This window comes from Pseudomonas sp. NPDC086278 (assembly GCF_050280905.1).
Taxonomy (GTDB): Bacteria; Pseudomonadota; Gammaproteobacteria; order Pseudomonadales; family Pseudomonadaceae; genus Aquipseudomonas.
This window is the reverse complement of sequence record NZ_JBNNWE010000032.1, coordinates 35138-58511: the sequence shown is the minus strand read 5'-3', so window position 1 is coordinate 58511 and position 23374 is coordinate 35138. Positions and strand designations below refer to the sequence as shown.

Here is a 23374-nt window from a genome sequence, read left to right as displayed (position 1 = left end):
CCGCCATCCCGGCCGTGTTCAAACTCGATCCGATCTCCGCGACCGGCACGGCGATTTTCTTCTCCGCACTGATCTCGATGCTGGTGCTGAAGATCGATATCAAAACTGGTCTGACCACTTTGAAGGAAACCTTCTACGAACTGCGCTGGCCGATTCTGTCGATTGGCATGGTGCTGGCGTTTGCCTTCGTCACCAATTATTCGGGCATGTCGTCGACCATGGCGCTGGTTCTGGCTGGCACCGGCGCGGCGTTCCCGTTCTTCTCGCCCTTCCTCGGCTGGCTGGGCGTGTTCCTGACCGGTTCCGATACCTCGTCCAACGCGCTGTTCAGCTCGTTGCAAGCGACCACTGCGCACCAGATCGGCGTCAGCGATGTGTTGCTGGTGGCAGCGAATACCAGCGGTGGCGTGACCGGCAAGATGATCTCGCCCCAGTCAATCGCCGTGGCCTGCGCCGCGACCGGTCTGGTCGGCAAGGAATCGGACCTGTTCCGCTTCACGCTCAAGCACAGCCTGTTTTTCGCCACCATCGTCGGCGTGATTACCTACGTCCAGGCCTACTGGCTCACCGGGATGTTGGTGCACTAAGTCCTACGCGATAAACAGCAAAAACCGACGCCGGACCACGACTCCGGCGTCAGCTATTCACAACCCGCTCTGTAAGGCTGCTGAAAGCTTCCGGCTCTATATTCAGCAGCCTCAACGGACGGGTAACCGGCCGAGAGACACGCCTGATGAGCGAGCTTTTTTACAACGCCGTGCCTAATGCGACCCGCGTCGCCCCGCCACTGCCCGAACCTCGGCAATACCCCAGCGAGAAACCGTCACGGGTCTACCTGTTCGGGACCTGCGTGGTGGATTTGTTCTACCCCGACGCCGGGATGGACGCGATTCACCTGCTGGAACGCGAAGGCATTCGTGTCGAGTATCCGCAAGGGCAAAGCTGCTGCGGGCAACCGGCCTACACCTCGGGTTACACCGAACAGGCAAGGACCGTGGCGCGCTCGCAACTGGCACTGTTCGCCGGGGATTACCCGGTGGTGGTGCCGTCGGGCTCCTGTGCCGGCATGTTGCGCGAGCACTACGCCGACTTGTTCAAGGATGAGCCGCAGACGTTGAAACAGGTTCAGGCGCTGGCTGCCCGGACGTATGAGTTGGCCGAGTTTCTGTTGTTCGTCTGCAAGGTGCAGCTCAAGGACCGCGGCACGCCGGTAAAAGTGGCGTTGCACACGTCGTGCTCGGCACGCCGGGAGATGAATACACACCTGCACGGTCGCGAATTGTTGGCACAACTGAGCAACGTGGAGCGGGTCAATCACGATCACGAAAGCGAATGCTGTGGCTTCGGTGGGACATTCAGCGTCCGTATGCCAGACATTTCCGGCGCGATGGTGGCGGACAAGACCCGGTCGTTGAAGGAATCCGGCGCGCACCAGGTAGTCAGTGCCGACTGCGGTTGCCTGATGAACATCAACGGCTCGCTGGAGAAACAGAAGGAAGCGCTGCGCGGCCAACACCTGGCCAGTTTCCTCTGGCAGCGGACCGGGGGTGTTCGATGAATGCTTGCGAGATTATTCCTACGGTTGCCGTGGAAGAAGACTTTCGCAGCCGGGCTCACAAGGCTTTGGATGACAAGCAACTGCGAAACAACTTTCGCACTGCGATGGATTCACTGATGACAAAACGGGCAGCGTCCTTCAGCGATGCCCACGAAAGAGAACATTTGCGCGCGCTGGGCAATGCTGTCCGCGCCCGTGCGTTATCGAAGTTGCCCGACCTGCTCGAGCAACTTGAACAAAACCTGACCCGCAACGGTGTGACAGTGCACTGGGCGGAAACGGTGGACGAGGCCAATGGCATCGTCCTCTCGATCATCCGCGCTCACGAGGGGCGGCAAGTGATCAAGGGCAAATCGATGGTCAGCGAAGAAATGGAGATGAATCACTTCCTCGCTGATCAGGGCATTGAATGTCTGGAATCGGACATGGGCGAGTACATCGTCCAGCTCGACCACGAGAAGCCTTCACACATAATTATGCCGGCGATCCACAAGAACGCCGGTCAGGTCGCGTCCTTGTTCCACGACAAACTTGGCGTGGAATACACCAAGGACGTTGACCAACTCATTCAGATCGGTCGCAAAGTCCTGCGACAGAAATTCTTCGAAGCGGACATCGGCGTCTCCGGCGTCAACTTCGCCGTGGCCGAAACCGGCACTCTGCTGCTGGTGGAAAACGAAGGCAACGGGCGCATGACCACCACCGTGCCGCCGGTGCACATCGCCGTCACCGGCATCGAAAAAGTCGTGGAAAACCTGCGTGACGTGGTGCCGCTGCTCTCGCTGCTGACCCGTTCGGCGCTGGGCATTCCGATCACCACCTACGTCAACATGATCTCCGGCCCGCGCCAGGAACATGAACTCGACGGCCCGCAGGAAGTGCACCTGGTATTGCTCGACAACGGTCGCAGCCAGGCGTTTGCCGACAGCGAATTGCGCCAGACCCTGAACTGCATCCGCTGCGGCGCCTGCATGAATCATTGCCCGGTCTATACTCGAATCGGCGGCCACGCCTACGGCGAGGTTTACCCTGGGCCTATCGGCAAAATCATCACCCCGCACATGGTCGGTCTGGCGAAAGTCCCGGACCATCCGAGCGCTTCGTCGCTGTGCGGCGCCTGCGGTGAAGTCTGTCCGGTGAAAATTCCGATTCCGGCGCTGCTGCGTCGCCTGCGGGAAGAGAACGTCAAGGCGCCGGACAACCCGCAGCAGGTCATGCGTGGCCAAGGCAGCAAGTATTCGCGCAAGGAACGGTTTATCTGGAACGCCTGGGCGAAACTCAACAGCTCGCCGACGCTCTATCGCCTGTTCGGTTTTTTTGCGACGCGATTGCGCGCCCTGACGCCGAACAACGTCGGCCCGTGGACGCAAAACCACAGCGCCCCCAAACCCGCCGCCCGCTCATTGCACGACATGGCCCGCGAGCATTTGGCCAAAAAGGGAGACCGTTGATGAGCGCCAAGCAAAATATCCTCGCCAAGTTACGCAAAAGTCTGACCGGCACCACGCCGGTGCCTGACGAGTTCGACGTCGAACTGCTCACCGCGCCCTACACCTACACCGCCGAACAACGCATCCCGCAGCTGCGCAAATTGATGGAAGCGGTGCACACCGAAATCCATCTGACGTCGGCTGAAGCATGGCCTGCGTTGCTGGCGCAGTTGATGCGGGATCGTCAATTGCCGAGCCTGTTGATCGCGCCGACCACGGCGCATGGGCAACGCATCACTCAGCACTGGGCGAAAAATCCTGGGCTGCCGACGCTCCAGTCCTACGACCGCCCCGTTGAAGAGTGGAAAACCGAATTGTTCAACGACACACCCGCCAGCCTGACCGGCACCCTCGGCGCAATCGCCGCCACCGGCAGCCTGATTCTGTGGCCGACGCGGGAGGAACCGCGCCTGATGAGCCTGGTACCACCGGTGCATTTCGCCCTGCTCAAGGCCAGTGAAATTCGCGATAACTTCTATCAGGTGCAGCAGGAATTCGAGTGGGCCCAAGGCATGCCGACCAATGCGTTGCTGGTGTCCGGCCCGTCGAAAACCGCTGACATCGAGCAAGTGTTGGCCTACGGCGCCCACGGCCCGAAAGACCTGGTAGTGCTGATTCTGGAGAACCAATGAGTCTACCGACGGCTTTCCTGCGAGATGCGCAGCAACTGATTCCCCAAGACCGACGTTTCGACGACCCGCTGTCGACCCTGGCCTTCGGCACCGATGCCAGTTTCTACCGGCTGATTCCGAAACTGGTGATCCGCGTCGAGTCCGAAGATGAAGTGGTCGCGCTGCTGCAACTGGCGCAGCGCGATCAGGTTCCGGTGACCTTCCGCGCCGCCGGCACCAGTCTGTCCGGCCAGGCGATCAGCGATTCGGTGCTGATCGTGCTGGGGGATAACTGGAACGGTCGCGAGATTCGCGGGCAAGGCACGCAAATCCGCTTGCAACCGGGGGTGATCGGCGCGCAGGCCAATGCGTGGCTGGCGCCGTTCGGACGCAAGATCGGCCCGGACCCGGCGTCGATCAACGCCTGCAAAATCGGCGGCATCGTCGCCAACAATGCCAGCGGCATGTGCTGCGGCACCGCACAGAATACCTATCACACGCTGGCCGGAATCCGCCTGGTGCTGGCCGACGGCAGCCGTCTCGATACTGAAGACGCCGTGAGCGTTGCAGCGTTTCGCCAGAGCCACGCGTCCCTGCTTGAGCGCCTGGGCACCTTGGGCCGCGAGACCCGCGCCAATGCCGTATTGGCCGCGCGAATCCGCCACAAATACCGCCTGAAAAATACCACCGGGCTGTCGCTCAATGCCTTGGTCGATTTCGACGAGCCTGTGGATATCTTGAGCCACTTGCTGGTCGGCTCCGAAGGCACGCTCGGCTTCATCAGCGCGGTGACTTACGACACCGTGATCGATCACCCGAACAAAGCCTCGGCGCTGATCGTGTTCCCGGACGTCGAAACCTGCTGCAACGCCGTCACTGTGCTCAAAAGCCAACCGGTGTCGGCCGTGGAACTGCTCGACCGCCGCAGCCTGCGTTCGGTGCAGGACAAACCCGGCATGCCCGCTTTCGTACAGCAGCTGTCGAACAATGCCTGCGCGCTGCTGATCGAGTCCCGCGCCGCGTCGACCACATTGCTGCGCGAACAACTGGCGCAGATCATGGCGTCCCTGACCGCGTTCCCGGTGGAGAAGCAAGTCGACTTCACCGAAGACCCGGTGGAAAACGCCCGGCTCTGGGCGATCCGCAAGGACACGTTCCCCGCCGTCGGTGCCGTGCGTAAAACCGGCACCACGGTGATCATCGAAGACGTGACCTTCCCGGTAGAACAACTGGCGATCGGCGTGAATCGCTTGATCGAGCTGTTCGACAAACATCACTACGACGAAGCGATCCTTTTCGGACACGCGCTGGAAGGCAATCTGCACTTCGTCTTCACCCAAGGCTTCAACAACCCGCAAGAAGTCGCACGCTACCAGGCGTTCATGGACGACGTGGCGCAACTGGTGGCCGTGGAGTTCGGCGGGTCGCTGAAGGCCGAGCACGGCACCGGTCGCAACATGGCGCCCTTCGTCGAACTGGAATGGGGCAGCGACGCCTATCAGTTGATGTGGCAACTCAAACGCCTGCTCGATCCCAACGGCATTCTGAATCCGGACGCGGTGCTCAGCGACGATCCGCAGATCCACCTCAAGCATCTCAAGCCATTGCCCGCCGCCGACGAGATTGTGGATAAGTGCATCGAGTGCGGCTTCTGCGAACCGGTGTGCCCGTCGAAAGGCCTGACCTTGAGCCCGCGCCAACGCATCGTCATCTGGCGGGACATCCAGGCGAAAAAACGCGCCGGCGTCGACACCGCCGAACTGGAAGCCGCCTACGAATACCAAGGCATCGACACCTGCGCCGCCACGGGTCTGTGTTCAGAACGTTGCCCCGTAGGCATCAACACCGGCGAGCTGGTGAGAAAGCTCCGCAGCCGTAAGGCGACGCGTGTGAAAACCGCCAACTGGCTCGAAGGAAATTTCGCCACCGCGTTGCAGGGCGCCCGCTTCACGCTGCACGTGGCCAACGGCGCGCGCATGCTGTTGGGCGCACCGCGTCTGGCCAGGCTTTCGGCGACGCTGACTAATTTGTCCAAAGGACAAGTCCCGCAATGGACCCACGCGATGCCGCAACCGGAAAAAGCCATTCGCTTCAGCCCGGCCGTATCGGACGACCGCCCGCGCGTGGTCTACCTCGCCGCCTGCGTGTCGCGGGTCATGGGGCCAGCGGCGGGTGATAAAGAGCAGATGTCGCTGTACGACAAAACCCGTGGCCTGCTGGAAAAGGCCGGTTATCAAGTGGTGTTCCCGGACAATCTGGACAGCCTCTGCTGCGGCCAGCCGTTCGCCTCCAAAGGCTACGCCGAACAGGCCGAACACAAACGACAGGAGCTGATCGGTGCCTTGCTGCACGCCAGTCGCGGCGGGCTCGACCCGATTTATTGCGACACCAGCCCATGCACCTTGCGCCTGGTTCAGGACCTGGGCGAAGTTCGCCTGGACTTGTATGACCCGGTGCGCTTTATCCGCACGCATTTAATGGATCGACTCGATTTCACGCCACAAGAAGCACCCATCGCATTGCACGTTACGTGCAGCACCCAGCACCTCGGCGAGAGCCAGGCATTGATTGATCTGGCGCGCAAATGCAGCAAAAACGTGGTTATTCCGGAAGGCATTCACTGCTGCGGGTTTGCCGGTGACAAGGGTTTCACGACGCCGGAACTGAACGCCCATTCGCTGCGCACGCTCAAGAATGCGGTGCAGCAGTGCAGCGAAGGGATCTCGACCAGCCGCACCTGTGAAATTGGTCTGACGCGACACGGCGAAATTGATTACCACGGGCTAGTCTATTTGGTGGACCGGGTAACGCAGGCAAGGGTTATGCAAAAAAAATAGAACCCTGATGCGCCACCGTAGTCCACAGCATAAGCCCGGACATACCGGGCTTTACCCAAACTCGGCAGCCCGTCCTGATGGCCAGCGAAGCCTGGACCCTCAGTTCAAGGAGATATACATGAAACGTTCTGTACTGTTAGGTCTGTTCGTTACTGCCTCATTGATGGCGTCCACCTCGTTTGCCGAAGACCTTTGTGCGGTCAATATAAAGACCATCGAAAATGCCAAGGCGCAAATTTCTCCGGATATGACTGATCAGGTGAAGGACAGCGTCGAGCAAGCCAAAGCCGATCAGGCTAAAGGCACCAAGCAAGGGACCGATGATTGCATCGCCGAGACGACCCAAACTATCCAGGACATCAAGAACGCGAACAAAGGCGGGAAATAACCCGGCATGACGCCAACCTTCGGGTTGGCCTTGTTGGCGTGCACCGCGCAGGCTTGTTGCTCATAGAAATCACTGGGCAGCAGGCCCGGGGCGGCTCTGCATTTGGTAAACCAAAACCCGCCACGTGCGGGTTTTGTTTCATCCGGGCTTGGCTGTGAACCGCCCGCGTCGCTGAGAGAAAGACTTGGCAGCTGTCAAAGAGACGGAAGGCGCAAGTGCTCCACCTTTTAGCGCTATCGCTTTGGCACTCGGAATTTTCATAACCTTTGCCAGGGAAACGAATTACTGCGCACCGCCGGAGTCTTTTAAGTAGGCGCGCTTCAATCGTTGCCAATTTTCAGACCTCGGCCAAACCGCCGCTCATACGGCAACACCGAGGCCATCCGTTCAAGGAGATACCCATGAAACGCACCGCACTCGCTGGTCTTTTCATTTCTGCTGCAATGTTGGCCTCTCCCGTGTTTGCTGCGGACAACAACCTGTGTACGAGCAAGCTGCAGGAGCTCGAAGCCAAAGTGAATTCGCTGCCAGCGACCTCCGCCAACGCACCAGAGATCAAACGACTGCTGGCCAGCGCCAAAGCTTCACAGGCCGCCAAAGATGACAAAAAATGTGCCACCGAAGCCAGTCAGGCATTGTCCATGGCGAACTGAGCAGTCACCTGCGATCACTTGCGGCCAACCTTCGGGTTGGCCTTCTGACGCGGGTTGGCGTACACTGCGCACGCCTGTCGCTCACTTTGATTCACCGAGCAACAGGCACGGGGCCGTTTAGGATTCGACGCCGGTCGCGAAACTTTAGGTGCATGCCGAGTTGGTAACAGAACTCGTAAATCCACTGTTGCAACTACTTATAGTTGCCAATGACGAAACCTACGGCCAGGAATTCTCTCTCGCTGCGTAAGCAGCTTTAGATCCTGAGCTTCTGGTACCTTCGGGTCCAGCAATCACCAGGGGATGTCTGTAAACCCAAAGTGATTGTCATATAGAACAGAATCGCCGTGCAGTACGTTGTGGACGAAGCGGCTAAAACTTACACAACTCGCCCAAAGCACCCTGCCCTTCGGGTCGCTGAGGGTTAACTTAATAGAAACGGCTACGCATGTAGTACCGACAGCGGAGTACTGGCGGACGGGGGTTCAAATCCCCCCGGCTCCACCAAACACGAAGCAAAACAAAACCCGCCAAGTGCGGGTTTTGTTGCATCTGGAGGTTGGGAATCATGATCCAAGCCAAGCGCAACGTTTAAATAAACCCGCCCCCTTTCCCGCACTTTCAATTTCAACGTCGAAATTTCAGCAAGCCCGGAGATCTGCCGCTACCAGGATCTCGCGGTCTCCCGCCCGCGTATGCCTGGGTATTACTCAGGCCCCCGCCAGTTTTCGTCGCAGCCTCAGCGAGTCAATGCGCTATCGCCATGCGACGCGTATCGTGTTTCCCATCAATGCCCTTGTTACGAATTGAGATGATGACCAAAAGCATTTTCTACGCCTTGGGGGCTGCTGCGCTCTTTGGTGCCAGCACTCCGCTCGCCAAGATTCTGGGACTCAATGTCTCTCCAGTCTTGCTCGCCGGTTTGCTGTACTTGGGAAGCGGCTTAGGCTTGACGGTCAGTAGACTGATCCGTGATCGCGGCTGGCAGCCTTCCGGCTTGACTAAGTCAGAGTGGCCATGGCTCCTCGGCGCGATTGCTTTCGGCGGGGTGTTGGGGCCGGTGTCTTTGATGTTCGGCCTTACCCTGACCTCTGGCACCACTGCTTCGCTGTTGCTGAACCTTGAGGCTGTGTTGACCGCCCTTCTTGCATGGATGATTTTCAAGGAGAACGCCGACAGGCGGATCGTCATTGGAATGCTCGCAATCGTTGCAGGGGGCGTTTTGTTGGGATGGCCTCAAACCTCAGCTGAGGTCCATGGGTGGATTGGCCCGGTCGCCGTTGCAATCGCCTGTCTTTGTTGGGCCATTGATAACAACCTGACTCGGAAGGTTTCAGCCTCAGATGCTTTGTTCATAGCAGGCATCAAGGGTTTGGTTGCCGGGGTCGTCAATTGCGCTTTGGGGATCGCCCTTGGATTGCATCTGCCCGAATTATCTCTGCTCGGGCCAACGCTGCTAGTAGGCTTCTTGGGGTACGGCGTAAGCCTGGTACTTTTCGTGCTGGCTTTGCGGGGACTTGGAACAGCACGGACGGGCGCGTACTTCTCTACTGCGCCATTCTTGGGAGCAGCTATTTCAATCCTGTTTTTAGGCGAGGCCGTGTCATGGGTGTTTTGGGGCGCTGCGGGCCTGATGGGGATCGGTGTCTGGATACACCTCACCGAGCGTCATTCACACGAACATCAACACGATCCGCAGACACATGACCATCCGCATGTTCACGACGAGCACCATCAACATGAACACGCCTATGAGTGGGACGGCACTCAACCTCATAGCCATTTACACAACCACGCGCCAATCCAGCACAGTCATGCTCACTTTCCCGATATCCATCACAGGCACCCACACTGAGCCACAGAATTGGCCCCTGATATCGTTCTGTCGACCGAACACGATCCGTGTTTTTCATGGCTATCGGCTGCCCATACGACGGCACCGCTGCCCGGCTCATTGATTAGCAGCAACCATCAGGTATCTGGATGCTCACTCGACACCGAGTTGTTAGCCTCCACATCAGACATGTCTTCCTCCAGCGGCACCTCGTCGTCCGCTGGCCGTGCAGCCTCACTTTCGCTGTGCTTGGGATCATGGCCCGTTTCGTTATCCGTCCCCCCCGTTACACCCTGCTGAGACAAATTCCCCGGTGCATTCTTATCAATGTCCATGCTGACTCTCCGTTGTGATGCGCGGAATACCCGTGCTTGAACATGAGAGACGGCACAGTGTTGCAAGTGCCAAGCATTGGACGAACGGAGGAAACAACAGTCCTCCCCTGGCACGCGGCTGCCTGCCGCCCATGAAAGACTGGAATTACACCGTGCGCCTGTATCGTCCACAGGAAGCTATCCTCTCCGGGGCCTGGAATTTCCTGGGTCTGAACCGGTTCAATAAGGTATGACTGAGGCGCCTGTTGATGCGTGGTTAAACAGCCCAGGCCCTACTCATCCGATCTACTCGCAAGGAAGCCGCCATGAAACTCAACGTTCTGTTTGTCGCGTTAACCCTGTCCCTGATGTCCGGGTGCGCGCACTACAACGACCGCACCACCGACACCAGCAAGAACGGGCGCATTGCCTGTGATGCCGAGCCTGTGAATCAGCCCGGTTGTTACACGAAAGAGTCGAAGGATTGGAATTGGGGCGGTTTGAAGTTTGGGGTTGGGGCTTCGAACTAGGTTCGGGGTCGACGAATCTTCTGGCGCTGGAAGCATTTTTTTAAACAAAAAATCTCGCACCGATCCTACAGACCTCGTGATTCTCACAGAGCTTTCCGACACGTTCCGGCGGTTGTCAGGTAGGAAGATGAGTGGATAGTCTCTGCCGGTCGCTGCTCATCAGCGACCGGGTCTGGAAACCCGAGGAATGAGCTAATCAGTAGTCTGCATGACATACTGCGGCGTTTTTTCGGCCAGCAGTTCTAAGTTATGGCGGCTGTGTGCGGGAGGCCTTCGGGTCTGCCAAGGGTTAGCTCCTACCTCGGTTTTCCAGCCCGCGCACAGCTGCCACCCACTCGCCTGGAAACGAAAAGTGGCAGCTCCAATTATTCAGGAGCTTTTGCAATGATCAAACCAACACCCAATCCGCCCCTAGCGGACGACGTTTCCCCCTACGAATTCCCCGATTCAAAAAAACTCAACGATGCCGCTGACCGCGCGCTCGATCATTACCTCAAACCCTTAAACCTGAAGTCCCCCGCCCCCCGCAAACCGAGCACGATGTTTTTCGTGTCGCCGGACATGAAGGACGAAGACCTGTTGGCCCATGCCTGTGAGTCGTTGGCCTCGGCGAGTGTGATGACGAGTGATTTTGCCGGGTATCTGGAAGGGCCGCATCGGCATACCGCGATGGCGATTCAGCAGATTGTGATGCTGGCGGAGCTGGCGGTGAACCGGATGCTGGATAACGTTGAAGTGCCGAAAGCTTTGCCGCGCAGTTGATCCCCCACTGTGGGAACGGGCTTGCTCCGGGTGGCGTTCCGACGAACGCGGTGTATTAGTTGATATCAATGTTGAATGACAAACCGTATTCGCGAGCAAGCCCGCTCCCACATTGGATTTGTGCAGGTCGTCAAATCCGCGATCATCGGGCAAAAAAAAGGCACTGCGCGATTTGATCGCCAGTGCCTTTTTTGTGCGGCGAAAAGGCTTAGCGCGACATCATGAACGTGTCGTACTCCAGGTCTTCCAGCGCGGTCGACAGCCTGTGCAGACCCAGCAACACGCAGATCAGCAACGACAAGGTAAACCCGTACCCGAAGAAGCTTGGGCCGAGGTACATGCTGAACAGCGTCAACATGGCGTTCAACACCGCAAACAGCACGCACAGTTCCAGTACCACGGTGCGTTTGTCGAGGTAGAAGAACACGTTGAGCAGCGCCATGAACACCACTTGAATACTCACACCGATCAGGTCGATGTAGAACAGCGGCAGGTAGTAACTGGAGATGCCCAACCAGTCCAGCAAGCGCGGGGCGAACAGGAACAACAGCACCGCCGTCAGCCCCTGGACCTTGCAGATTTCCAGCAAACCCTGGCGGATCGACAAGGTCATTTCGGTTTTCAGCTGGCCGATGTGCTGCAAGGTCTCGCCTTCACGAATCGCCCGGAACAGACGGTCATACCACTCGGCGAAGTCGGTCTCGATGCGCACCAGAAACACCGCCATGCCGGGGATGATCGCCAGGTACGCGAGGAAGATCGGCAAGTCGTAGAGGATCGACGCCCGCAGCGGGCCGACGATTTCGTTGGAGGTGCCGGGGTTGAACCAGAACAGGAACTTGTCGATCCAGATGCCCAGGTTGTAGAAGAAACCGGTGGCCAGCAGGCTGAGGAACACGTTGCGCCGGTCGAGGAAATCGAAGGCGATCAATTTCTCGGCGCGGTACTCGCGCAGGATGTCGTAGAGGAACAGAAACAGCAGCGTGCTGTGCCCGATCAACAGCGCCAGCAGCAAGCCCGGCATCTGCAAAAAGCTCAGCAGGTAAGCACTCGCGACCATCAGCGTGTAGCCCACCAGCATCACCAGCAGAATGCGGTTATAGGCCTTCATCCCCGAAAGGAAGATGATCACCAGCCACAGGTTGCACAGCACCACGAAGTTGGCCAGCACCAGCACGCGGTAGGTCAGCGGTTGATCGAACAACGTCGCCAGCACGATAATCCCGAGCACCCCGGCGCCCAATGTGACCAGCAGCAACACGCCCAACAGGTTGGGCAGGATCTGATCGTATTTTTGCTCGAACAAGCGGTCGGACACGAAGCGGGTGAAGAACAACTGCAAGCCGCCCGTCAGGATCAACGAACTGGCCATCAGGTACGTCACCGTCACCAGGAATTGCCCGACCAATGCGTTCGGCAGCAGCAAGCCGATGCTGATGATCCCCACCAGCATCACGCTGATGATCGACAACACCCACGGCCCGGAGCTGATCAGCCCGGCGTAGACGTAGGCGTGCAAGGTTGCGGTGTAGGAATCGCGCGAAAGGATTTTGCGCAGTTCAAAGCCAATACCAGCCATTTAGCTGTTCTCCATGGCGGCTTGATACAGGTCGCGGTAACGCTGCAGCATCAAGGCTTCGGTGTAATAACGAGTGACCCGCAACAAGCCGCTGGCCTGGGCGGCCTGCCAGCGTCGCGGGCTGCGCAACAGTTCAAGGATCGCGTTGGACGTGGCTTGCGGGTCGGCAATCGCCACCACTTTGCCGGCGTGCCCGAGGTCGCGGTCTTCAGCGCTGCCGCCCTCGATCAACTCGCGGCACGAACCGACGTCGCTGCTGACCACCGGCGTACCGGCGGCCCACGCTTCGAGGATCACCAGCGGCTGCGCCTCGCTAATCGAGGTCAGTACCATCAGCCCGAGTTTGGGCAGGATTTCCTGAATGCGCTGGAAACCGAGGAAATGCACCTTGCCCTCCAGGCCCAGGCTGGCCATGAGGCTGCGGCATTCGCTGACGTATTCCGGGTCTTCCTCTTCCGGTCCGACGATCCAGCCTTCGGCTTGCGGCATGGCGCTGATCACGCCGCGCATCGCCCGCAGGAAAGTTTTGACGTCCTTGATCGGCACCACACGCCCGATCAAGCCGACCACCGGGGCAATGCCCGGCGCGCGCGATTGCAGCGCTTCGGTCCACAGCGGCAAGTCGATGCCGTTGGGGATGACCTGGGTGCGGGACGGGTTGGCGCCGTCCTTGATCTGCCGCTGACGGTTGCCGTCGTAGAGCGCGATGATGTTGTCGGCGCTGTTGTACGTCAGTTGGCCAATGCGCTCGAAGAACCGCACCCACAACGTGCGGATGTAACCCGAGCCGGCATCGAGGCTGCGGTTGAGTGCCTGGCCGGAACTCTCGGCGATCCAACTGGCCTGGGCCAGGTCGATCTTGCGTTCCTTGGTGTAGATGCCGTGCTCGCTGAGCAGGTACGTGCAGTTCCAGCGCTGCTTGAGGATGCACCCCAAAAAACCCGCATAACCGGTGGAAATCGAATGCAGCACCCGCGCTTTCGGCATCCGTCGCGACGCTTCGGCGAGCATCAGCAACGGCGACTGCATCGAGCGCAGGGTCCAGAAATAATTGACGAAGGACGGGTCGGCGCAGTGCTGGCGATAGCCTTCGCTCAGCGTTTCCCAGCTGGCGCGGCTGCGCAGCACATCGTCAAGGGTCATGCGGCCCTGGGCGATGCAATCGAGCAGGCGTTCGCCCAATTCGAGGTCTGGCGCCTCCGGGTGATGCAGGAAGCGATACAAATCCTGCAACTGCTGTGCGTCCGCCACGCGCGGATCGTTCAGCGAGTGGGCCTGATGCGTGGCGTCTTCGAGGAACACTTCTTCGATGTGCAACACGTTGCCCGGCACTTCGTAACGCCGCGCGCCATAGGCCTGGCGCTGACCACCGATGAACATCACCGAGAAGGTCAGTTCCGGCAGGCCGAGGATCATCTGGTGAATCCAGCTGGAAACGCCGCCGCGCACGTAAGGCCAAGTGCCTTCGAGCAGCAGGCAGATGTCGGCCACCGGTGCCTGTTCCTTGTGCATCATGTCCAGCTCCTGACCAATGCGGCGAACGGCGGCCGCTGACGGGTTTCCTCGGGAAGGCGCGCGAGCAGGCCGGGGATTTCGTGGTAACGCCCGGCCTCGAACGCCAGCTCGGCACGGAACGGCAGTACTTGCGCGGCGCCCATGCCGTTTTCCTGCGCCAGGCTCAGCAGCACTTCAGCGCGCTCGATGTTGCCGCGCTCCAGCGCGATGCGACCGGCCAACAGCACCAGCTCACCTTCCTCGCCCGCCGCCAGGCCCAGCTCGGCGTGTTCGCTGGCTTGGTTCAGCACGTGATCGAGCACGCTGCCTTGCGCCAGGCCCAGATACGCCAGCTCCCAATACCAACGCGCCAACCGACCGTGCAGCAAACCGGCGGCCTGGGGCGTGGCGTCGACCAGTTCGCCGAGGGCGATCTGGATGTGCAGGTTGATGTCGCTCTCCTGCTTGTCGAGCATCGAATACGCCAGCAGCCGCACGTCATCGTTCGGATCACCGAGCGCCAGTTTGAGGATCGGCACCGCTTCTTTGCCGGGCATGCGGCGCGTGGCCAACAACGCGGCCAGACGCTGATCCGGGTCCGGCGCATGACGCAGCACGTCCTGCAAACCGCCGTCGGCAAAGATCGGCGAGTGCACTTGCAGTTGCGCGCGGTACGGCAGTTTCGGGATGCCCACCGCTTGCCAGGCCTGCTTGTCGCGTTTGCGCGGCAAGTACAGCGCCGGGAAAATCGCCGCCACCACGCCGACCGCACCGAGTACCGGCACGAAGAACGCCAGGCTGAAAATAAACAGCGGGCTCCACGGCAGCGGCGAACGATAACGCGCCGGCAACAACAGCCACACGGCCGCGCACAACATCACGCACGCCAGACCATGACTGAAGGTGAACACCAGCAATTGTTGTAACTCGGGCGCAGCGACCCACAAACTGGCCCAACTGCCCGCCTCTAACAACAAGGCTCCGCTAAACAGCCACTTGCTGATCATTCAAGCCACACTCGTTGAACAGGAAATTACGCAGCCCGTCGCGTTCACAGCCAGGCTCCAAATTGAACGGCAGCACGCGAACGCCGAGGCTTTCCAGGCTGCTTTCAATGCCGAAGTGTTCGTGCAGCAACAGGTTCATGCGCGCCAGATAACCTTCGGTGCCTTGCGGGCTGGTCAACGGCAAGAGCACCAGCAACAGCTGATGATCGCGGTTGTTGCGCAGCGGCAGTTGCAGGTCGAGGCCACGCTGGCTGCGTTCGAACAGACGCGACAGCTCATCGTTGGGGCGGGTCATTTCGAACGCAAATAACCCGGCCGCCAGCTTGTGCTGTTCAACGTCGACCAGCGAACGCTTGAGCTGCAACGTGAACTGCTGCGCATCGGCGTCGGCCAGTTGCAGCACTTGCGGGTCGCGGCGCAGCAGGTCGGCGATATGGCCGGCGAGCAACGCCAACAGGCTCAGGGTCCGATCCTGGAAGGCGAAAAACGGCATTTGCCGCACCGCCAGAATCGCCAGCAGGCGACCTTCGGCATCGATCAGCGGAATGCAGGCCTGCAACGACGAGAACTGCGCCGAGCTGCCGGCATCAATCAATTCCTGACGCACGCTGACCAGTTCGCCGCGCTCCAGGCACAGCTTGACCAGACCGTCTTCGGTGCCCAACGGCCCCATGACGCCAATGGTCGCCAACGCTTGCGGCAAGACATGTTCTTCACGCTCGTCGACGCGGTACAAACCGGCCACGCGCAAGGCGCCGTACTGACCCAGCAGGGTGACAATCGGCTCGGCCAGCGCCACCAGCGCATCACCTTCGTCCGGCATCACACGGAGCTTGTCGCGCAAGCCCAGCAACGAACTGCGCAAGCTCTGATCGCTGCCCGCCACGCGCTGCTCCAGCAGGTCGTGAGAGACCCGCAGAATCTGGTGCGCGCGGGTGAATTCGTCGAGACGATACTGGCGGTAATCGTTGGCCATCTGCAGACGCTGCAAGCGCCGCTCCCACAGATCGCGAACCTCGCCCACCAGCATGCCGCTGACCAGTACGCCGACAATGAACGACGGATCAAGCTGCGCGTAGCCTTCATGCCCGGTGTAGCGCAGGGCGAACAACGCCATCACCAACAGGCTGGCACTGACCAGGCCGCGCACAAAACCGTAACGCACACCAATCAACAGCGGCGCCAGCACCGGCCAGGGAAAACCGGCGTGCATTTGTAACGGGTCCTGCGGCGTCAGCCACAAGCCGAGGCCGATGGCCGCGCCGGTGACCAAAAGCGTTTCCAGCCAAGACACCGGGCCGCTGGCACGCGGCGCGAGGCTGTAATCCATGTGGGGAGAATTCATTGCATTCACTCGAACCGAAGGGCGCCAACAAGTGTGTCGAGCACCGTCTGCGCGGTGCCGGCGAGGCTTTCACGGGACCAGCCGGCGCGGGCGCCGCTTTTGCTCCAGAGCACACGTCCGGTGCTGGCTTCGAGCACGCGCAGGCTGATGCCCACCGCCGGTTCGCCGTCCAGACCGTTCTTGTATTGCCACTCTTCGACGCTGCCGGAGAGCACGTAATCGAGCTTCTGATCGCGGGCCCAATCGAGGGCGCCGGCCAGGCGTTCGTTATCGTCCATCAGTGCTTGCTCGCCCTGAGTGCTGGCCGGGTAGACCCGTGGTTGCAAGCCGTGGCTGCTGAGTACGCTGAGCAGGATTTGCTCACTGCGCTCGCCGGCCTGTGGCGTCTGCGAATAGTTGATCATCGGCACCACGCCCCACTTTGCAGTGCGTGGCAGGTTGGGGCTGGTGTCGCCGGTGAAGCTGGCGCAACCGGCGACGAACAGGACTGCCAGAGCCAGGCTCAGATTACGAATTGCTTGCATCAGTTTTTCTCCCGTAAACATTTCATGATCAGCGTCCGAAGCGCACGCCGTAGCTCACACCCAGTGTTCCGCCGGCCTGCCCATCCCCGCCCTGTGGCGCGGATTGGTAACCGAAGGTAAAGGCCAATTCGTCATCGCCCAGCACTTCGACGCCGATCCCGGTGTTGATGCCGTAGTTGAAGGTTTGATCCAGCCATTGCCAACCCGCCGTCACGTCCACCAGCCAGGTGTATTGCGGACGTGTACGCACCAGCGCGCCCGGCAGACCGCGACGCCATGAGCTGCCGACATACAGTTGACCGTAACGGCTTTGCAGCAGGTCGCTGGCGGTGACAATCGCCGGATCGTCCGAGTTATTGACGTTTTTCACCGGGCCGCCGTTGGCGCTGGACAGGTAACTCAGCTCGCGGTCTTTCACGTTGTTGTGCTGGTAATCGACACCGCTGCGCACGGTCCAGTTCGGCCCGGCGAATTCCAGCGTGTGGTTGTATTCCATCTTCAGTTCCTGGCCGCTGCCCAGGTCATCGCCGGCTCGGGTCGAGAACGATTTCTGCGCCACTTCCCAACTGATCTGATCCCGCGCCGACAAGCCATGACGACCGCCGACCCACAGGCTGTCGTGCTGACCGAAAGCGCGCATCAGGCCGCTGTCTTCGCTTTTGCGATTCCAGTCCAGGCCGGTTTCGATCTGATTGCTGGCGCCCAACTGCCAGATCCGGGAAAGGCCCAGACCATTGCGGTCGTCGTCCTTGCGTTGACTGGTGTCGGCGAACAGTTTGTAGCTGCCGTCTTCGACGAATCGTTGCAGGGTCAGCGCGGCGTTATGCTCGTCGCCCATGCGCGATTCAATCAGTTGATCGCTGTTGTAAGTGCCGTTCTCCAGCTCAACGTCGGCGTACCAGTTATCGCCCAGGTTATGCGCCACTTCCAGGCGCGGCCCGGTGTAATCCAGACCGCCGAAGTCCTGCTGATGCAAGGACAACTGCACGCCTTGCGGCGTCAACTCTTGAAGCTCAACCGCCTGACGGCGCAGTTGCTCACGCACGGCCGCCGGTTGATCGTCACCCAGCGACGACTGGCTGAGGTCAAGGGCTTCGCCGAAGCGACCGAGACGGCTGAGGGCCTGAGCGCGTTGCGCCGGGTTCAAGTCATCACTGGCCAACAGCGTTTCCACTTGCTGCTTGTTACGGCTGCGCAAGGCTTGCTGGATTTGTTCATAACGCTCGACTTTCAAACCTTGGCTGCGCGCCCAATCCAGCCACTGGTCTTTCTGTGATTCCTGGTTCGTCGCGTCGAGACGCGCCAGCAAACGCTCAAACCACAGTTGCAGCATGGCCGGCGAACCGTCGTGCCACTTCGCGACTTCCTGCGCGGCCTTGCCCGGCGAATAACTGCTGGCCATCAGGCGCAACCAGATCCCGTAGCGCTGCGACGACGGCTTGATGTCTTCGCCTTCAGGGCTGCGCAACAGCTTCAGGCGCAGACGTTGCGCGGCATCGCGGTAACCGGCGCTTTCGAGGGCATCGGCGTAGGCCGCGCGCACCAGCCAGTCTTGCGGACTGGTCTTGAGGTACATGCGATACCAGGCCAGTGCTTCGCTTTCACGGCCGAGCAACTGGCTGGCACTGGCGAACGGCAGCCACAGGATCCGGTCTTCGCGCGCCTGCTTGCGCCATTGCGTCAGCAACGGTTTGAGCGCGCTGGTGTCGCCCTGATCGATGTAGAGCCACATCAGGCGCTCGCGGAACTGGTTGTCATCCGGGTATCGCGCCAAGCCCAGCAGGTAAAGCCGTTTGGCTTCCTCGGTTTGCCCTTGCTCTACCGCCAATGCGCCACGGATGGCCATGACCTGAGCTTGCTCGTTAGCGTCCGGGTATTGTTCGGCGTCCTTGAGCAAGGCGGCCACTTGCGTCCAGTCCTGCAAATCCTGGGATTGTTGCAAGGCTTCAACCAGCCGCTGCGGGTTGTGCGTGCGCTGCCAGCTGCCGACCATCAGCGTCAACGCACGCTTCGGATCGCTGGCGCGATACATCGTGATCAACTGACCTTCGTCGCCCAAGGTGAGCGAGCCTCTGAGCGCGAGGAGCCGTTCCAGCGACGTCTGCAACTCGCTGTCGAGTTCCAGATCCCAGGCCAGCGACGAGCGCAGGCTCCAATATTCTTCGTCGGTGATCTTGCGCGTATCGATTTGCATCACCGCCCACGCCGACTGGTTATCAAACAACTTGAGGTAGGTGTTGGCCCAGTCGATGCGCTCGGTGGTGGTCAGCGCAAACCGTTTCGCGTAGGTCTTGTAAGCCTCGGTCTTCTTGGCGTACTGCTCGGTGTTTTCGAGGTTTTGCACCAAGCGGGTCCAGGCCAGGCGATGGGCCGGGTATTTGCTCACGTATGCACGCAGCCACGCTTCAGCCTCGGTCGGCGTGCCACGCGATTCGTGGCCGTAGATCAGCGCATCGAGTTCGACGTCGGTCAGCGCACGCTGGTCCATGATTTGCGCCAGTAACGGGATCGCCTGATCGAAGTCATATTGCTGACTCGCCAGACGCCAAGCGTGTTCGCGGGTTTGCGGGTCTTCGTGCAGTTTCAGCAAGCGAATCCAGTAAGCCAACGCGGCTTCACCGTCGCCACGCCATTCGCCCAGATGCGCCATCTGTTCGATCAGCGCCTGGTCGTCCGGGTGTTCGGCGACGAGTTGCTCGCCCGTTTCCCAGGCACCGGCCAGGTCGCCGAGGGCCAGGCGCATGCTGAATTCCTTGCGCTGGATTTGCGGGTTGTCCGGTTGCAGCACGCGCCACTGATCCAGAAAGCGCTGCGCCAGATCAAAGCGCTTGCTGCCGACCGCGACATCGACGCCCTGCTCCAGCCATGGCGAATCGGCTTGCGGATCTTTCAGTTGCTCCAGTTCATCGGCAAGTACCCGCGCTGCTTGCTCGCCACGGCCGGCGGCCAACAGGCTGTTGAAGGCCAGTTGCGCGTATTCACGACGCTCGGACGCTTGTTGGCTGTCCTGTTTGAGCAGCAGGTAAATGTCAGCGGCGCGCCCCGGTTGTTCACCGCCCAGATACCACTGCGCGGCCGACTTGAGCGACTCGATGCGCAGAGCCGGATCGCGCTCGGCGATTTCTTCGTAGACGCTGGCGGCGAAGGCTGGCGCCTGTAGCGTCAACGCGAGCTTCGCCAGGTTCTGCAACTGCGGCACCGGCAGCATGCGGTGATCGAAGCTTTGCAGGCGTTCGATCAAGGCTTTCTGCGCGACCGGATCTTCGGCTTTCGCCGCTTCCAGGGCATCGAGTTCCAGACGGTAATACGCCTGCAACCCAAGCTCCGGTTTCGGCCAGCTCTCCAGGTATTGACGGGCCTTGGTGTAGTCACCGAGACGGATCAACAGATCGACCAGTTGCAAACGCAAGTGATCGTCATCCGGGTGCGAAGCGAGCAGCAATTCGGCGTAGTTGGCCGACACCGCATCAGGCTCGCGGCCATCGGGCTGGAACACTGCCTCGCGCTGGAACGTTACCCACAGCAGGCCGCCCACGGCCACCGCCACCACCGCCAATGCCCAAGGATTGAGCAGGCGGCTGCTTTTAGTTGCCGAGGAATTAGATGCAGAAGAGTTGACCATGACTCACCTGCTTCATTGGTAATTGAAAAGTCCACAGACCGGCGGATGCCTTGCCTGCAAAATGTTGTCCGGCCACTTCAACCCGGCACGTGCCCGCCGCCCGCACGGAGAAGCTCAGGTCGACCTGCCCGGCGAACGAGAAATCCACCTGGCGCTCATCCACGTAGCGCCATTCCACCAACGGCAGGTTGGCCTCCTCCAGCGCCGGTCGGTTGTCCCGATCAGAGCGCAACACCAGCAACGCGTGATCACTGCTCAGCGCCACATAACGGCCTTGCGGCAAGTCACGCACGCCGGCAACGCCTTGCGAGCGCATCAGGTCCGGCCAGCCCATTTGCGGGTCGAGGCGCAGCGTGCGCAGCGCATCCATCCCGCGAATCTGCCAGGCGCCATCGGCGGTGCGGGCCATGCTCGCCTGATACAAACCGTGCAGACGATCCAGGTAATCGCTCATCCACAGCGACATCGGCTCCTGGGTTTTCATGTAGCCGTAGATCTCGGCCATGGCCTTGATCGACGCCTGCTTGGTGCTCGAATAGAAGTGGTAATACAGGTGCAGGCCGCGCAAGCGGCGCGGGCTGTCGGTGAGTTCGAAGGTATCGATCACATCGCGAAAGCCGTAGTACGGGCCTTTCCACAGGTTGGTGTAGAGGTTTTCGTTGATGATCGGCGCGTAGTACTGCAAGCCGCCTTCGGTGGGACGCAGCAACGGGTTCAGACCGGTCAGCGACGGGTTGGCCTTGGTCAGCATGGTCTCCGCGCCGTTGACGTTCTTCAGCCCGGCGTCATACGCCAGTTTGATGGTGGCCGCCGACGGCAGCGCATCACCCGGCCAGAACACCATCTTCACCGGTTTGTCCGGGGTGGTGAGGTGCTGGTTGATGTAGTCGCGCGAACCAAAAATCTCGCGGCGGAAATCGATTTTGTCGTAGCCCGGGATGGCCATTTTCAGGCCGTATTCCGGGGTGAAATTTTCGCGTTTTCTGGCGGCTTCCGGTTGCATGAAAAACGGATGGCTGAAGGTGTGCGTGGCGACTTCGACTTTCGGGTCAGCGAACAATTCGCGAGCAATCGGCTCCAGTTCGCGGGCAAGGAACGGGAACATCCCGCGCGGCGAAATTTCACCTTCGATCACCGACACCGAGGTCAGGAACGGATTGGGCCGAATGAAATCGTCGAGCACCTGTTTGCCGGCATACGGTGTGCCCCGCACTTCGGCGCGCGAGGGAAAACCATCGCCATCGATGTGCACGGTGGCGATGCGTCGACCGTTTTCAGTGGTGGTGTCCGGGCGCGGTTGCGCTGGCAGGCGCAGGCTGGCTTGCAGGAACGCGAACGGGTCGAGAATCCAGCGGCTGCGTTCGTTGTTCGCTTCGAGAATGTAGGGCGCCAGCGCCAAGCCGCCCCAATCGGCGACCGCCACCGGCGTGAAGGTCTGGCCGTCAGCAGCGGTCAACAGCAGCGCGGCTTTCGGGCCTTTGGGCAGCAGGGAGATCGGTGTCAGGTCACGGGATCGGGGCTGCACCGGTGCTTCGAACGCTCCGATCAGCGCCTTGTCCTGATAGGTAATGCTCAGCGCTTGCGTGCTGATGGGCGTCGAACGATTGAGGCCCAGACGTTTGAGCAGCAGCGGGTCCTGAATCGGCAGACCGGAAAAGAACACCACCGGCACTTGCTCGTCCAGGCGCTTGGCGATCCAGCTGTTGAACGCCGGAGCATCGTCGGGCGGCCCGCTGGTCATCCAGGTAATGACACCGGCGTACAAACCGCTGAAGCGATAGGCCGGCAGGTTGCCGTCGACCGGCAGGTAATCCACGCGATAGCCGAGGTACTCGAGCAAGCCGCCGAGCAACGTGTGCCCGGCGTTGCGGGTCAGGTCACCTTCGCGCGGGTCGTACAGCATCGCCACCCGGCGCGGCTGAACCTCGATGTTGCTGACGCCCATCGAATCCAGCTCGGGCGTACCGATGTACGGAATAAAGCCTTCATCGCGCAGTTGCTTGGCCAGTTTGCGCGCTTCGTCGCGACGCTCCGGCGGCAAATAGTCGATGGCGACCAGCGGAATGCCTTTGGCGCGCAGCGGCTGGATCTGGGTTTCCAGCCACTGGCGATCGGCTTCCGGCACCGGGCGATAGCGCTTGGCGCTGGCATCCCAACCGGCGTGAATCGACTCGACGGCCACGGCAGCGGCGACGCCATCGAGCTCGGGCAGCACTTCAAAGCCACGGTTGAAAAACAGCTTCAGGTTCGGCTGACGCTGGTGCAATTCACGCAGGAAACTGGCGAGCGCCTGACGCTGAGGTTCACGCGCCGCCTCGGGTTGCAGCTGGAAGCTGTCGAGGGTGTCGAGGAACAGCCCCGCGTAGCCTTCGGCTTGCAAGGTCTTGGCGCGACTGAACAAATGCTCACGCCAGGCCGGCGCGGCGAGGTTCATCACCTGACTGTCCCAGGCGCCGTTGCGCACCGGGCTGACGGCGCCGCTGAGGTGGGCCTTTTCGATGTCATCCTTGCTGCCGCTGAACTCGCCGATAGACAGGTAGGCGAACGGCTGGCTGCCCAGATCGCGCAGGGTTTTGACGTCACCCTTGGACATATGCCCCGGCTCGACCACCGACCAGTCGAACTGCGCGAGTTCAGAGATCGGCGGCTGATCGGCGTACCAGAACGTCACGCTGGAGGGTTGTGGCAAGGCAGCGGCCTGGGCGGCCGGGCCACTCACGATTAGCGCGATGGCAGCCAATAGCCGTTTAGCGGCCGAGCGGACACGCGTCCTGCGAAAAACGATTTCCATAACGCACTCTTGAGAATGACTGAGCTGATACCGCT

The 23374-nt window shown here is 60.4% G+C and carries 18 protein-coding genes and 1 other RNA gene; 11 read left to right on the top strand and 8 right to left on the bottom strand.

The window, feature by feature from the left end:
* The 9 genes from ACQKP4_RS12730 to ACQKP4_RS12690 all read left to right on the top strand — a co-directional run.
* Window positions 1–587: L-lactate permease (locus ACQKP4_RS12730; protein ID WP_427633576.1), on the top strand; the 587-nt coding region annotated here is incomplete at its 5' end.
* A gap of 146 nt (window positions 588–733) precedes the next feature.
* Complete coding sequence (locus ACQKP4_RS12725; RefSeq protein WP_427633575.1) at window positions 734–1558, top strand: (Fe-S)-binding protein; 825 nt, start codon at window positions 734–736, stop codon at window positions 1556–1558.
* Window positions 1555–3009: a LutB/LldF family L-lactate oxidation iron-sulfur protein gene (locus ACQKP4_RS12720; protein ID WP_427633573.1), complete on the top strand. Its 1455-nt coding sequence runs from the start codon at window positions 1555–1557 to the stop codon at window positions 3007–3009. The genes ACQKP4_RS12725 and ACQKP4_RS12720 overlap by 4 nt, the downstream gene beginning before the upstream one ends.
* Window positions 3009–3680, top strand: coding sequence for a LutC/YkgG family protein (locus ACQKP4_RS12715; RefSeq protein ID WP_427633571.1), 672 nt, complete (start codon window positions 3009–3011; stop codon window positions 3678–3680). Before ACQKP4_RS12720 ends, ACQKP4_RS12715 begins: the two co-directional genes overlap by 1 nt.
* Complete coding sequence (locus ACQKP4_RS12710) at window positions 3677–6496, top strand: FAD-linked oxidase C-terminal domain-containing protein (RefSeq protein WP_427633569.1); 2820 nt, start codon at window positions 3677–3679, stop codon at window positions 6494–6496. Before ACQKP4_RS12715 ends, ACQKP4_RS12710 begins: the two co-directional genes overlap by 4 nt.
* Window positions 6497–6614: 118 nt before the next feature.
* Window positions 6615–6884 carry a hypothetical protein gene (locus tag ACQKP4_RS12705; RefSeq protein WP_427633567.1) on the top strand — a complete coding sequence of 90 codons (270 nt, stop codon included), beginning with the start codon at window positions 6615–6617 and terminating at the stop codon, window positions 6882–6884.
* A gap of 401 nt (window positions 6885–7285) precedes the next feature.
* A complete protein-coding gene (locus ACQKP4_RS12700; protein ID WP_427633565.1) occupies window positions 7286–7537 on the top strand; it encodes a hypothetical protein in 252 nt (83 codons plus the stop codon).
* Window positions 7538–7646: 109 nt separating this feature from the next.
* Window positions 7647–8044: a transfer-messenger RNA gene (gene ssrA / locus ACQKP4_RS12695) on the top strand.
* 307 nt (window positions 8045–8351) lie between these two features.
* Window positions 8352–9392 carry an EamA family transporter gene (locus ACQKP4_RS12690; protein WP_427633563.1) on the top strand — a complete coding sequence of 347 codons (1041 nt, stop codon included), beginning with the start codon at window positions 8352–8354 and terminating at the stop codon, window positions 9390–9392.
* A gap of 116 nt (window positions 9393–9508) precedes the next feature.
* On the opposite strand, the gene ACQKP4_RS12685 is transcribed toward ACQKP4_RS12690, so the two are convergent.
* Window positions 9509–9706: a hypothetical protein gene (locus ACQKP4_RS12685; RefSeq protein WP_427633561.1), complete on the bottom strand. Its 198-nt coding sequence runs from the start codon at window positions 9704–9706 to the stop codon at window positions 9509–9511.
* A gap of 305 nt (window positions 9707–10011) precedes the next feature.
* Here ACQKP4_RS12685 and ACQKP4_RS12680 point away from each other — a divergent pair, with 305 nt between their 5' ends.
* Together ACQKP4_RS12680 and ACQKP4_RS12675 are read left to right on the top strand one after the other, a co-directional pair.
* Entirely contained in the window at window positions 10012–10215 is a 204-nt protein-coding gene (locus ACQKP4_RS12680) for a hypothetical protein (RefSeq protein ID WP_427633559.1), read from the top strand.
* 384 nt (window positions 10216–10599) lie between these two features.
* Window positions 10600–10977 carry a DUF6124 family protein gene (locus tag ACQKP4_RS12675; protein ID WP_427633557.1) on the top strand — a complete coding sequence of 126 codons (378 nt, stop codon included), beginning with the start codon at window positions 10600–10602 and terminating at the stop codon, window positions 10975–10977.
* A 208-nt stretch (window positions 10978–11185) separates the two neighbouring features.
* Here ACQKP4_RS12675 and pelG read toward each other — a convergent pair whose 3' ends face one another.
* From pelG to ACQKP4_RS12640, 7 genes are read right to left on the bottom strand one after another with little or no spacing between them, the layout of a single operon-like run.
* Entirely contained in the window at window positions 11186–12556 is a 1371-nt protein-coding gene (pelG, locus tag ACQKP4_RS12670) for an exopolysaccharide Pel transporter PelG (protein ID WP_427633555.1), read from the bottom strand.
* Window positions 12557–14071 (bottom strand): GT4 family glycosyltransferase PelF, encoded by a 1515-nt coding sequence (pelF, locus tag ACQKP4_RS12665; protein WP_427633553.1) that lies wholly within the window; start codon window positions 14069–14071, stop codon window positions 12557–12559.
* Window positions 14068–15057: a HEAT repeat domain-containing protein gene (locus ACQKP4_RS12660; protein WP_427633551.1), complete on the bottom strand. Its 990-nt coding sequence runs from the start codon at window positions 15055–15057 to the stop codon at window positions 14068–14070. The genes pelF and ACQKP4_RS12660 overlap by 4 nt, the downstream gene beginning before the upstream one ends.
* On the bottom strand, window positions 15035–16402 hold the full coding sequence (locus tag ACQKP4_RS12655; RefSeq protein ID WP_427633549.1) for a PelD GGDEF domain-containing protein: 1368 nt from the start codon (window positions 16400–16402) through the stop codon (window positions 15035–15037). Before ACQKP4_RS12655 ends, ACQKP4_RS12660 begins: the two co-directional genes overlap by 23 nt.
* A 5-nt stretch (window positions 16403–16407) precedes the next feature.
* Window positions 16408–16926, bottom strand: a complete 519-nt coding sequence (locus ACQKP4_RS12650) for a penicillin-binding protein activator LpoB (RefSeq protein ID WP_427633547.1) — start codon at window positions 16924–16926, stop codon at window positions 16408–16410.
* 28 nt (window positions 16927–16954) lie between these two features.
* Complete coding sequence (locus tag ACQKP4_RS12645) at window positions 16955–20548, bottom strand: tetratricopeptide repeat protein (protein ID WP_427633545.1); 3594 nt, start codon at window positions 20546–20548, stop codon at window positions 16955–16957.
* Window positions 20526–23339: an endo alpha-1,4 polygalactosaminidase gene (locus tag ACQKP4_RS12640; RefSeq protein WP_427633543.1), complete on the bottom strand. Its 2814-nt coding sequence runs from the start codon at window positions 23337–23339 to the stop codon at window positions 20526–20528. Before ACQKP4_RS12640 ends, ACQKP4_RS12645 begins: the two co-directional genes overlap by 23 nt.
* Between the last annotated feature and the right edge of the window lie 35 nt (window positions 23340–23374).

Coding starts and splice junctions, on each gene's coding strand:
- ACQKP4_RS12725 (WP_427633575.1), top strand. CDS start 734: ATGAGCGAGCTTTTTTACAACGCCGTGCCTAATGCGACCCGCGTCGCC.
- ACQKP4_RS12720 (WP_427633573.1), top strand. CDS start 1,555: ATGAATGCTTGCGAGATTATTCCTACGGTTGCCGTGGAAGAAGACTTT.
- ACQKP4_RS12715 (WP_427633571.1), top strand. CDS start 3,009: ATGAGCGCCAAGCAAAATATCCTCGCCAAGTTACGCAAAAGTCTGACC.
- ACQKP4_RS12710 (WP_427633569.1), top strand. CDS start 3,677: ATGAGTCTACCGACGGCTTTCCTGCGAGATGCGCAGCAACTGATTCCC.
- ACQKP4_RS12705 (WP_427633567.1), top strand. CDS start 6,615: ATGAAACGTTCTGTACTGTTAGGTCTGTTCGTTACTGCCTCATTGATG.
- ACQKP4_RS12700 (WP_427633565.1), top strand. CDS start 7,286: ATGAAACGCACCGCACTCGCTGGTCTTTTCATTTCTGCTGCAATGTTG.
- ACQKP4_RS12690 (WP_427633563.1), top strand. CDS start 8,352: ATGACCAAAAGCATTTTCTACGCCTTGGGGGCTGCTGCGCTCTTTGGT.
- ACQKP4_RS12685 (WP_427633561.1), bottom strand. CDS start 9,706: ATGGACATTGATAAGAATGCACCGGGGAATTTGTCTCAGCAGGGTGTA.
- ACQKP4_RS12680 (WP_427633559.1), top strand. CDS start 10,012: ATGAAACTCAACGTTCTGTTTGTCGCGTTAACCCTGTCCCTGATGTCC.
- ACQKP4_RS12675 (WP_427633557.1), top strand. CDS start 10,600: ATGATCAAACCAACACCCAATCCGCCCCTAGCGGACGACGTTTCCCCC.
- pelG (WP_427633555.1), bottom strand. CDS start 12,556: ATGGCTGGTATTGGCTTTGAACTGCGCAAAATCCTTTCGCGCGATTCC.
- pelF (WP_427633553.1), bottom strand. CDS start 14,071: ATGATGCACAAGGAACAGGCACCGGTGGCCGACATCTGCCTGCTGCTC.
- ACQKP4_RS12660 (WP_427633551.1), bottom strand. CDS start 15,057: ATGATCAGCAAGTGGCTGTTTAGCGGAGCCTTGTTGTTAGAGGCGGGC.
- ACQKP4_RS12655 (WP_427633549.1), bottom strand. CDS start 16,402: ATGAATTCTCCCCACATGGATTACAGCCTCGCGCCGCGTGCCAGCGGC.
- ACQKP4_RS12650 (WP_427633547.1), bottom strand. CDS start 16,926: ATGCAAGCAATTCGTAATCTGAGCCTGGCTCTGGCAGTCCTGTTCGTC.
- ACQKP4_RS12645 (WP_427633545.1), bottom strand. CDS start 20,548: ATGGTCAACTCTTCTGCATCTAATTCCTCGGCAACTAAAAGCAGCCGC.
- ACQKP4_RS12640 (WP_427633543.1), bottom strand. CDS start 23,339: ATGGAAATCGTTTTTCGCAGGACGCGTGTCCGCTCGGCCGCTAAACGG.